This is a genomic window from Chamaesiphon sp. VAR_48_metabat_135_sub (assembly GCF_031418915.1).
Lineage (GTDB): Bacteria > Cyanobacteriota > Cyanobacteriia > Cyanobacteriales > Chamaesiphonaceae > Chamaesiphon.
In genome coordinates, this window is record NZ_JANOJV010000108.1 from 1 (window position 1) to 10,965 (window position 10,965).

Sequence of the window (10,965 nt, forward strand, 5' to 3'; positions counted from 1 at the left end):
TTAGTTGAAAGTTGAAAGCGAAAAGTGCGGTCTTGGGGTTTCCCCTGTCTTGTCTCACTTATTTTGACGGGGAACCCGTCCAAAAGTGAGCCGCTGTCTTGTCGTTTTCTTATTCGGGGGTTCCCCCCGAATAAAAACGCCGCAAGTGGAGCACCTTTTCAAGACAGTTGAAAGTTGAAAGCGATGTCTATACACCGCCGGATTCTCGGCTCTCGAATAATTTATTATTACAAGGAATATATTTTTAATGGCTGATTCATTGAGTTCTCAACAGGCGGTTGGTTCGATCGAAACCAAAGGATTTCCCGCTGTCTTGGCTGCTGCTGATGCCATGCTCAAGGCTGGACGTGTCACCTTAGTAGGCTACCTGCGGGCTGGTAGTGCTAGATTTACCGTTAACGTGCGTGGAGACGTTTCTGAGGTCAAACAGGCAATGGCGGCTGGTGTAGATGTCGTTGAGAAAGTCTATGGTGGTACCCTCGAATCTTGGGTAATCATTCCGCGTCCCCATCCCAACGTTGAGCGAATTCTGCCAATTGGGTATACTGAAGAAGTCCAAGAATTTCGCGACCAAGTTGAAGGTCGGATTAGCTAGTTTTTTTAGTTAGGTACGACTCATTTTACCCTTGGGGGAATCTTCACAGCCAACCATGTCTAACATTCATGCCGAAAGTGCCATCGGGTTAATATCCACTCGGAGCTTTCCGGCGATGGTGGGAACGGCAGATATGATGATCAAATCTGCCGATGTCACTTTGGTTGGCTATGAAAAAATTGGGGGTGGTTATTGTACTGCGGTGATTCGTGGTAGATTCCCCGATGTCAGATTGGCGGTAGCCGCAGGCGCAGAAGTAGCGGCTCAGATGGATGAATTGATTTATCAATCAGTAATATCGCGTCCCTCACCCAATCTTAATATGGTCTTGCCAATTAGCGATCGAATGCTAGCGCAAGTAATTGGCAAAAGTAGGCTGACTAATCTTGCCATCGGTTTGCTCGAAACTCGTGGATTCCCGCCGATGGTAGGAGCAATGGATGCCATGCTCAAGACAGCAGATGTCCATGTTTCTGGCTATGAAAAAACTGGTGCTGGCTTTTGTACGGCGATTATTCGGGGGACAGTCTCAAACGTTACCTTCGCCCTCGATGCGGGGATGTCAGTCGCCGAGCGGATTGGCGAACTGAGATCGATCATGGTAATTCCTCGTCCATTAGAAGATTTAGAACGAACTATTCCCACAGCCAGTTATTGGCTCGAACAAGCCTTAGTTATCCCAGAACAGCCATTAATATTACCGCTTAGACTTCCCCAATCCGTCAACGCGCCGATGGTAGAAGTGGAAGTAGTCGAAGTTGAAACAGTAGAATTAGAACAGAAATTATTAGTAGATGGTTCGGGTGAGAAGCTGCGTCAACGGGAATCCTCGCTCGAGTAACCCGCACGCTCCGCGAACGAACTTTATTAGAATTTAGAACGAATAAGATCTCGAAAACATGACCCCTGAGCAGCTAACAGTCGCCAGTCTTCATCTAAAAGATATCGCGTCTTCGATCAGCCGATCGACAATTAAGTCCCATCAAATAATTTGACCTCGCGAAACCGCCCCTCAACACGAAGTCTTTGAGCGATACGTTTAATCCCCGTTTGACCTTGCTGTCAAGAATCTAGGCTGGTATGGAGACCAAAACTAGATCGTATCGACTGCTATGCCTGCGGAACTGCTCTTTCAGTGGCAGAAAAACCAACTTTTGCGTGGGTACCATCACAAAATGGATTGCCACTGGAGCGACCACAGCGACACAAAGCGATTTGCGATCGATCGCACCTATAGGCTTGACCCGTACCATCTCTGATCACAAATGACCCAGATACTAGGAAGGGGCCGTTATCAAGAGCTGTAATTTTTGTTGGTTCAGTCATCGCTATTTTCTCTCAAAATTTAGTCGTTTAGTTACCAGTAACCTAATTTGCTAGTTATAGGTTGTTAGTGAGATGGGTGTTAGGTTTTAGCTGTTAGATTTTAGGTTTTATCCATCGCTAATACCCAATACCTAATACCCAAATCTTTAATATTTGTGATGACTAGCAACTTGCGTTAGCAGTAACCTGCGGTTCCTCGATCATTGTATTAGTTTCTTTTTGGTCGATCGAGTGCGATTTCATTGATGGTATATTTCCTAATAGGAAATCTTAGAATCGTGATGGATACCTTACTCAGCATGAAAGTGTTTCGTCAAGTGGTGGAGTCTGGCAGTTTTGTAGCCGCCGCAGCTCGACTCGACTTGTCTACAGCCATGACTAGCAAGCACGTTATGAGTTTAGAGCGATACCTTGGTGTCCGTTTATTGAATCGGACGAGCAAGCACATGAGTCTGACGGAAATTGGCACGGTTTATTATGAGCAATGCCAAGAAATGCTCGATCGATTGGAAGTGGTAGAATCAGCCGTCAGGAGATCCGCTGTCACGGTGCGGGGTGTGCTCAAGATTACTGCCCCAGTTTGGTTCGCTAACCCAATTTTCACGCAAGCCTTGGTGGTATATCGATCGCGTTATCCAAAGGTAATAATAGAGTTGAATCTAAACGATCGCATTGTAGACTTGGTAGAAGAAGGGTTTGACCTAGCATTACGGGTCACAAGCAATCCTCATTCTTCACTGCTGGCGCGGCGCATTTGCCAGATTCAATTTAAGTTAGTCGCCTCATCGAATTATTTACTCAAGCATGGATACCCCAAAACACTCAGCGAATTTTCCAATCATTTGCTCCTCGGCTATTCCTACTCACAATTTAGCGATGGCATAGTATTCGAGGATGGAGCAAACGGTCAAGAGACGATCTCGATGACAACTTCTATGCGTTCCAACAATACTAGTATGTTGTATCAATCAGCCTTAGCTGGGATGGGAGTAACATTTTTGCCAGAGTGGTTAATCGTAGACGATCTAACCAGCGGAAGGTTGAAAGTACTGAAGCCGGAATATACTTTCTCCAACTTTCTGGATGCTGTCTACACGAGTCGGCGATATCTATCACCTAAGGTCAGGACTTTTGTGGATTTTTTGTCTGACCATTTTTCCAGCAGTGTAGAGTAAGAAAACAACAGTTAAGATTTTCGATGGGAATTCATCTTTCTAGTCACAATAGTGTCGATACTCTGCTGTTGACTCGATCGAAGTTTATTAGAATTTAGGACGTTGCTCAATTGAGTACAGCGTATAATATACGGATACCGTAAACCATTCAGCATTTACTACTGTGACAGCACCAGGAAGTTACAAAAACACCGTAAACTTACCCCAGACTAAGTTTGACATGCGTGCAAATGCAGTCAAACGGGAACCCGAACTGCAAAAATTTTGGGCAGACGAACAGATTTTTGAGCGGTTGTCAGAGTCTAATCCTGGTGAGATTTTTGTGCTCCACGATGGGCCGCCCTATGCCAATGGTACGCTGCATATGGGTCATGCGTTAAATAAGACGCTCAAGGATATTATCAATCGTTATCAACTGCTCAAAGGGCGGAAAGTCCGCTATGTACCTGGGTGGGATTGTCATGGGCTACCGATCGAGCTTAAAGTAATTCAGGATATGAAGCCGGAGGAACGGCTAAATCTCACGCCACTAGAATTGCGTCAAAAGGCGGCTTTGTTCGCTCAGAAGACGGTTGAGGAGCAGAAGCTGGGATTCAAACGGATGGGTGTCTGGGGTGAGTGGGATAAACCCTATCTAACGCTGCAACCGGAGTATGAGGCGGCTCAAATCGGTGTGTTTGGGCAAATGGTATTGAAGGGATATATTTATCGCGGTTTGAAACCCGTGCATTGGAGTCCGAGTTCTAAAACGGCGTTGGCGGAAGCGGAGCTAGAATATCCTGAAGGACATGTGTCGCGGAGTATTTTTGCTGGGTTTAAGGTCAACCACGTTACAGATGCGGCTAGAGCGATTTTAGAGCCATTTCAGGACGATTTATCAGTCGCTATCTGGACGACTACGCCGTGGACGATTCCGGCGAATTTGGCTGTGGCGGTCAATCCCGATCTCAGTTACGCGATCGTCGAAGTATCAGCACCGGAGGATAATCAGTATACTGGCTGCAAATATGCGATCGTCGCAGCGGATATGGTTGAGGGTTTAGCTGCTAAACTAAATCTGAATCTGACGACTCGATCGGTAATTAAGGGTGCAGAATTAGAGCACTGTACTTATAAGCATCCCCTGTACGATCGAACTAGCCCGATTATCATCGGTGGCGACTACATCACGACGGAATCGGGGACTGGTTTAGTCCATACGGCACCAGGGCACGGTCAAGAAGATTATATCTCAGGTCAGAAATATGGGCTAGCAATTCTTGCGCCTGTAGATGCCGATGGAAATTTTACCGATGAAGCAGGCGAGTTTGCAGGTAAAAATGTGCTCGGAGACGGAAATGAATTCGTGATTCAAGCTTTGCTGCGAGAGCATTCTTTAATCAAAGAAGAAGCCTATCCACATAAATACCCCTACGATTGGCGGACGAAGAAACCGACAATCTTCCGAGCAACAGAACAGTGGTTTGCATCGGTAAAAGGGTTTAAAGATGAAGCCCTAAAAGCAATTTCCCAAGTCGAATGGATTCCCGCTCAAGGTGAAAATCGGATTCGCCCGATGGTAGCCGAAAGATCTGACTGGTGTATCTCCCGTCAGCGGAATTGGGGTGTACCAATTCCAGTTTTCTATGATGAAGAAACCAACGAAACCTTGCTCACGGGCGAAACCATCGCTCATGTCCAGAATATCATCGCTCATCATGGATCTGATGCCTGGTATTCGATGTCTGTCGAGGAATTATTACCAGAATCTTATCGTCACAATGGACGTACCTATCGCAAAGGTATGGATACGATGGATGTCTGGTTTGATTCCGGCTCCTCATGGGCGGCGGTAGCCAAACAGCGGGATAATCTCGTCTATCCTGTCGATATGTATCTAGAAGGTTCCGATCAACATCGGGGCTGGTTCCAATCTAGTTTACTAACTAGCGTCGCGAATAATGGCATCGCTCCATTTAAAACCGTCCTGACTCACGGATTTGTTCTCGATGAAAAGGGACGCAAAATGAGTAAATCATTGGGAAATATCATCGATCCAATGGTGGTGATGGATGGTGGTAAAAATCAACAGAAAGATCCAGCCTATGGTGCTGATGTCGTTCGATTATGGGTATCTTCGGTAGACTATTCTAATGATGTCCTAATTGGCTCGACAGTCCTCAAACAATTATCCGATGCTTCTCGAAAAATTCGGAACACAGCCAGATTCCTGTTGGGAAATATCCACGATTTCGATCCGGCTAAAGATGCCGTTCCCTACGCGGAATTGCCAGAACTCGATCGATATATGCTGCATCGAATGAGTGAAGTATTTAGCGAAATTACCGAATCATTCGATCGATATCAATTCTTTAAATTCTTCCAAACCATTCAAAATTTCTGCATTGTCGATCTCTCCAACTTCTATCTAGACATCGCCAAAGATCGTCTATATATCAGCGCACCCACATCATTCCGTCGCCGCAGTTGTCAGACAGTACTAGCAATTATCCTCGAAAATCTTACCCGTGCGATCGCTCCCGTTCTCTGTCACATGGCCGAGGATGTCTGGCAGTATTTGCCCTACCAAACCCCTTATAAATCTGTATTTGAGTCTGGCTGGGTAAAACTCGATCCACAGTGGTCACAGCCAGATTTAGCCATCACCTGGGACAAAATTCGCGACCTGCGGATGGATGTAAATAAGGTGATGGAACAAGCTCGAACAGATAAATCGATCGGTTCTTCCCTAGAGGCTAAGGTATTCTTACAGGTGGAAGATCCAGCATTAAAAGCTAAATTAGCCGAGTTGTCATTCTACACTCCTAGCCACGGAAACCACGCTTCGGCAGGCTCAGTGCAACGCCCCCAGCCACTTCAAAAGCAGGAGCAGCGATTTGTGAGTGGAGATCGTGGTGAACAGACTAATACGCCAGCAATCGCTAAATTAGTCAATAGCCCCCAACTTTCCGCAGCACAGGAATTGTGGCGCACTGGCGTACAGGTTATTGGTGGATCTGCAAATCTTGTGGGCGAGCTTTACGACAGTCATCGGCGATCGCTGATTAATTTACTGTTACTATTAACAGCAGGAATTGGCTTATATATCGCGATCGGCTTTATGGCAGTAATCAATCGTATTCCCCTATTTGAAACCACACTCCAAGCAGTAGGATTAGTGATGAGTGGGTTATTTGTGGTGGATAATCTGTTACAGAAAGATAAACGTCAACAGACGATCGATCGGATAATTGATTATAAAAATATCGTTGTCGGAACGCAATCCTATGGCGAACGCAAAATTTCTCCGATCGAGAATTCAGGTGAATTAGTCGCTCCTGTACCTGTAAATGTGCCTGTCAAAACCACCGCACCCCAACGCAAATCGAATGGTATCGACGAATTGCGATATCTTTTCCTCGCATCTCAAGTTGAGCTAATCGAGGATGGGCATAAACTGCAAGGATTACCACATCAAACAACTATTGAAGGTGGCAAAATTGGGGTGACAAATGCCGAAGGCGAAAAATGCGATCGTTGTTGGAACTATTCACCCACTGTCGGACACAGTAGCGAACATCCGGCTGTTTGCGATCGATGTGTTGATGCTTTAGCAGGTGAATTCTAACGTTCTAGTCTAATATAAACTAACGCTATATCTCCGATTTCTCTAGATAAATCAGGGATATGTCCTCAGTAAAACAGAATTATTTATCTGAACTTACTATCGATGTACCAGCAAATTAATATCACACTTCCCCAGAAAACGATCGAATTAATCGATGGTTTATCAGACCAAGAAGATCGAGATCGATTAATTGATGAAGCTATCAATTTCTATATTATCGATCGACAAAAGCAATCACTCCAGCGACAACTTCGTGAAGGTGCTATTCATCGAAGCGATCGAGATTTAGATTTAGTTGAAGACTGGTTCAATTTAGAAGAAGAAGCATGGCTCAAAGATCGAGAATAGTTTATCCAATCAGAGGTGAGATTTATTTGGTAAATTTTGACCCAACGTTAGGAGCAGAGCTAAAAAAAACTCGCCCAGCTTTGATTCTTCAGAATGATACGTCTAATCAATTCAGTCCAATTACAATCGTCGCAGGGATTTCTTCACAGTTCGATCGATTGTTGTATCCAACAGAGATCTCGATCGAAGCTCCAGAAGGTGGACTAGAAAGAGATTCAGTCGTGCTGCTAAATCAAATTCGTTCGATAGATCGTCAAAGACTTATAAAGAAAATCGGCATTCTCACTGTAGAGACAATGCTAAAAATCGATCGAGCAATCCAAATTAGTCTCGGATTGATCGATCGATAAAAACAGCATAATTTATTTAGTTATCGATCGACAGAACCCATGATAATATCGATACTGCCCAAAATTGTCACGATATCGGCAACTTTTACCCCACGCAATAGATGCGGTAAAATCTGGAGGTTATTAAAATCAGCAGCACGAATTTTCCACCGCCACGGGAAGATATTATCTTCACCCATGATAAAGATGCCTAGCTCTCCTTTGCCACTTTCTACCCGCACATAATGTTCGCCCTTGGGTATCTTAAATGTCGGTGCAACCTTCTTGCTGATGTACTGATAGTCCATCGCATCCCACTCAGATTTTGGCCCTGCGGCGATGCGTTTTGCTTCGAGGTTTTCATAGGCACCGCCAGGTAAAGCCGCTATCGCTTGACGCAATATCTTCACCGACTCCCGCATCTCCCGAATTCGCACGAAGTAGCGAGCTAAACAGTCGCCAGCAGTCTCATATTGGACATCCCAATCAAAGTCGTCATAGCACTCGTATTTATCGACCTTGCGCAGATCCCACTTTACGCCAGAACCGCGCAACATTGGCCCCGATAAACCCCAATTAATCGCTTCATCGCGGCTAATCGTCCCCACACCTTCGACCCGACGACGGAAGATCGGATTATTGGTAATCAACTTCTCATACTCATCCACCTTTGGACTGAAGTAATCGCAGAAATCCAAACATTTGTCAATCCAACCATAGGGTAAATCCACCGCTACCCCACCGATACGGAAATAGTTATTATTCACCATCCGATAGCCAGTCGCCGCTTCCCACAGATCGTAAATCATCTCCCGTTCGCGGAAGATATAGAAGAACGGAGTCTGTGCGCCGACATCCGCCATAAATGGGCCGAGCCAGAGCAGGTGATTGGCAATTCGATTTAGTTCCAGCATGATGACGCGGATATGACTCGCCCGTTTCGGGACAGTAATATTCGCTAATTTCTCGACCGCATTCACCGTAATCGCTTCATTAAACATCCCCGCTGCGTAGTCCCAGCGGCTGACGTAGGGCACGAACATCAGATTTGTGCGGTTTTCGGCGATTTTTTCCATACCCCGATGGAGATAGCCGATGACTGGCTCACAATCGACGACATCTTCACCATCGAGGGTGACAATCAGCCGCAATACCCCGTGCATCGATGGGTGGTGCGGCCCCATATTCAGCACCATCGGTTCGGTTCTAGTTTCGAGTTGTGCCATATTCTCTTATTGCGATCGCGCTCTGAAATGAACTATTAGTAATTACTATATGCTTGCCATAGATGGCGGAGTATCGATATTTATAACTGATTCCCCTCACATATTATAAGGGTTTGGTACCGATCGACGGAAGCTCAAAGCTGGGAACACTCAGATCTTACCCGAATGCGGATGGACTATACTATCTCATCGAAATTTAGGGTAGGGGTAATTCATGAATTACCCCTACCCTAAATTTCGACGAGCCACCTAATATTTTCCCATAAATTAATCCACCCCGCACCGATAACCTGTAGGGGTGCCCTTAATGGGTACCCTTAGATCTCCGCTGCGATCTGTAAATGTACTAGTACAAGGTCGATCGAGATATGTGTAAGTTTTTACCCTGAGTAGTGAGATCTGTAAGTAACTGTGGGAACACTAGATCGAGAGCAATTTAGCCTGAGCTGGCTACTAATCGACTAGATCCCCACGAATGACGCTCGATTCGGCAGTCATCAGCAAGGTATCAAAAGATAATCGCCCTATTCATATAGATAATATTTGCCTGCTAACTTTAGCAAGCTTCCAGCCTTAAACCCTCTACAATAATTTTTGCATAACTACCTATGGCAACTACTCCTAACCCGAATACTAATACACCGCTCGTTCCTGTTGTTGTGACGACCGAGAGGACTATGCACAATATCGATCAACTCACTAATATAAACGGCACAGTTTATTTTGTTGGAGATACTTACACTGGCAAAGGATCGGAACTTTACAAATTAGATGCAAATGGTCAACCAGTATTAGTTGCAGAAATTAACACATCCTCTAATGGTTCTAACATTGGAATGATTACCAATGTTAACGGCATCGTATATTTTGCTGCTAGTGATGGGACAACACAAGGATTATACAGAATAGACCCCAGCACTGGCACCCCAAGTCGGTTGGGCAACATGATTATTTTTACAGGTAATAGACAGAATGGTATTAGTGCCAATATAGTCAATATTGGAAATAGCGATTACTTTTTAGCAAATCGCGGCGATAAGCAGCTATGGAAAATAGATCGATCTTCTGGTGCTTTATCTAAGGTTACGCCGAATGGCTTACCAACTAATTTTCTTTTTGATATTGAAGAACCAAACACTGGAAACAACTTTCGTGCTGCAAACAATAATCTAGCTGTCGGAGGCAATTTATATTTTCGAGGTAACGGTCAAGTTTGGAAGTTTGACCCTATTACAAACAACGCATCACCAATTCAAATTCCCAATCAAACAAATTATGCTCCTGGAGAGTTTCATCAAATAGGGAATGCACTATTTTTCACAACGCATAGTGGATCTTCCGGTCAGGAACTATACAAAATAGATGCTAATAGTGGCGCAGCTACTCTTGTTAGCGATCCTATCTTTACATCGAGTAATTATTCAATAGATGACAATAACTTTGTTGATGTTAACGGCACTCTTCATTTTACAACCAATCGTGGTCATGAAATTTGGAAACTAGATGCCACAGGTCAAGCCGTCTTAGCTGGAACTATAAATGGAGCTAGCGGCTCGAACTATCCAAGCAACTTTACAAATGTCAATGGGACGCTATGTTTCGCGTTTGATGATGGTATTAATAACACGCAAATCTGGAAGCTTAACTCAGATGGTACTGTTGCTAGCATCACCAATCTAACTCCAAATCCAACCTATGGAAAAACTTTTGTAGAAAAATTAACGGCGATCGGAAATAAACTTTATTTCACTGCTGACGATGCACAGTATGGAGGAGAGGTACGCGAGTTAGATGTTGCAAATGGTAGTCTAACAACTTTTGATGTGAGTACCGGATTATATGCTTCATCTCCAGCAGGTTCATCCTTGAGATCCAATATCATTAATGTTAATGGGACTCCTTATTTCGCAAGTTCTGTTAAACCAGATGGTGTTTCTTATTATGAAACCAGAATGTTCCAACTCGCTCCATCCGGAACCATAACACCAACACCAACACCAACACCCACACCCACACCAAACCCTAATTCTCCAGGTCAACTAACAACGGCGGCTGGTGATGGTGGATTGGACGTAACTGTAAGTAAAACAGGTTCCTTTAATGGAGCTGCATACGATCCACTTGGTGTTAAAACCGCAAGCTCAACAACTTTTGAATCTAATCTTGCATTTCGGATCGGCGATACTGGCGCACGCAAATTTATCAGTGAATTAGCGACAAATATTACTTCACCTAGCACTGACACTAGTAGTAGTACGAGCAGTCGCTTTCTCGTATCTGGTCTTCAATTTGAATTAGTCCAAACAGTCAGCGATCTCAAAAAAAATACCCAACGAACTGGGAGTGGGCTGACTCAGAC

General features: G+C 44.6%; 8 protein-coding genes and 1 pseudogene. 7 read left to right on the forward strand and 2 right to left on the reverse strand.

Annotation, left to right across the window (positions count from 1 at the left end; all coding sequences use genetic code 11):
• The first annotated feature begins 247 nt into the window (after nucleotides 1-247).
• Together RMO55_RS07865 and RMO55_RS07870 are read left to right on the forward strand one after the other, a co-directional pair.
• Complete coding sequence (locus RMO55_RS07865) at nucleotides 248-595, forward strand: carbon dioxide-concentrating mechanism protein CcmK (protein WP_396134219.1); 348 nt, start codon at nucleotides 248-250, stop codon at nucleotides 593-595.
• 55 nt (nucleotides 596-650) lie between these two features.
• Nucleotides 651-1,436 carry a carbon dioxide-concentrating mechanism protein gene (locus RMO55_RS07870; RefSeq protein WP_310425574.1) on the forward strand — a complete coding sequence of 262 codons (786 nt, stop codon included), beginning with the start codon at nucleotides 651-653 and terminating at the stop codon, nucleotides 1,434-1,436.
• Between the two features lie 269 nt (nucleotides 1,437-1,705).
• Here RMO55_RS07870 and RMO55_RS07875 read toward each other — a convergent pair whose 3' ends face one another.
• A complete protein-coding gene (locus tag RMO55_RS07875; RefSeq protein WP_310425576.1) occupies nucleotides 1,706-1,921 on the reverse strand; it encodes a CDGSH iron-sulfur domain-containing protein in 216 nt (71 codons plus the stop codon).
• Between the two features lie 281 nt (nucleotides 1,922-2,202).
• Here RMO55_RS07875 and RMO55_RS07880 point away from each other — a divergent pair, with 281 nt between their 5' ends.
• The 4 genes from RMO55_RS07880 (at nucleotide 2,203) to RMO55_RS07895 (ending at nucleotide 7,401) form a co-directional block, all read left to right on the forward strand.
• Nucleotides 2,203-3,096 (forward strand): LysR family transcriptional regulator, encoded by an 894-nt coding sequence (locus RMO55_RS07880; RefSeq protein ID WP_310425587.1) that lies wholly within the window; start codon nucleotides 2,203-2,205, stop codon nucleotides 3,094-3,096.
• Between the two features lie 163 nt (nucleotides 3,097-3,259).
• Nucleotides 3,260-6,703 carry an isoleucine--tRNA ligase gene (gene ileS / locus RMO55_RS07885; RefSeq protein ID WP_310425577.1) on the forward strand — a complete coding sequence of 1,148 codons (3,444 nt, stop codon included), beginning with the start codon at nucleotides 3,260-3,262 and terminating at the stop codon, nucleotides 6,701-6,703.
• Between the two features lie 102 nt (nucleotides 6,704-6,805).
• Nucleotides 6,806-7,051, forward strand: a complete 246-nt coding sequence (locus tag RMO55_RS07890; RefSeq protein ID WP_310425579.1) for a hypothetical protein — start codon at nucleotides 6,806-6,808, stop codon at nucleotides 7,049-7,051.
• Nucleotides 7,030-7,401 carry a type II toxin-antitoxin system PemK/MazF family toxin gene (locus RMO55_RS07895; protein ID WP_310425581.1) on the forward strand — a complete coding sequence of 124 codons (372 nt, stop codon included), beginning with the start codon at nucleotides 7,030-7,032 and terminating at the stop codon, nucleotides 7,399-7,401. The genes RMO55_RS07890 and RMO55_RS07895 overlap by 22 nt, the downstream gene beginning before the upstream one ends.
• A 20-nt stretch (nucleotides 7,402-7,421) precedes the next feature.
• Here the strand turns inward: RMO55_RS07895 and RMO55_RS07900 are convergent, their stop codons facing one another.
• Complete coding sequence (locus tag RMO55_RS07900) at nucleotides 7,422-8,606, reverse strand: NAD(P)H-quinone oxidoreductase subunit H (RefSeq protein ID WP_310425583.1); 1,185 nt, start codon at nucleotides 8,604-8,606, stop codon at nucleotides 7,422-7,424.
• Between the two features lie 608 nt (nucleotides 8,607-9,214).
• On the opposite strand from RMO55_RS07900, the pseudogene RMO55_RS07905 reads away from it, so the two are divergent.
• Nucleotides 9,215-10,965, forward strand: a pseudogene (locus tag RMO55_RS07905) (hypothetical protein); the annotation flags it as partial.

Bases quoted from the DNA above. Each gene is read 5' to 3' on its own strand.
- RMO55_RS07865 (WP_396134219.1), top strand. From the start codon at position 248: ATGGCTGATTCATTGAGTTCTCAACAGGCGGTTGGTTCGATCGAAACC.
- RMO55_RS07870 (WP_310425574.1), top strand. From the start codon at position 651: ATGTCTAACATTCATGCCGAAAGTGCCATCGGGTTAATATCCACTCGG.
- RMO55_RS07875 (WP_310425576.1), bottom strand. From the start codon at position 1,921: ATGACTGAACCAACAAAAATTACAGCTCTTGATAACGGCCCCTTCCTA.
- RMO55_RS07880 (WP_310425587.1), top strand. From the start codon at position 2,203: ATGGATACCTTACTCAGCATGAAAGTGTTTCGTCAAGTGGTGGAGTCT.
- RMO55_RS07890 (WP_310425579.1), top strand. From the start codon at position 6,806: ATGTACCAGCAAATTAATATCACACTTCCCCAGAAAACGATCGAATTA.
- RMO55_RS07895 (WP_310425581.1), top strand. From the start codon at position 7,030: ATGGCTCAAAGATCGAGAATAGTTTATCCAATCAGAGGTGAGATTTAT.
- RMO55_RS07900 (WP_310425583.1), bottom strand. From the start codon at position 8,606: ATGGCACAACTCGAAACTAGAACCGAACCGATGGTGCTGAATATGGGG.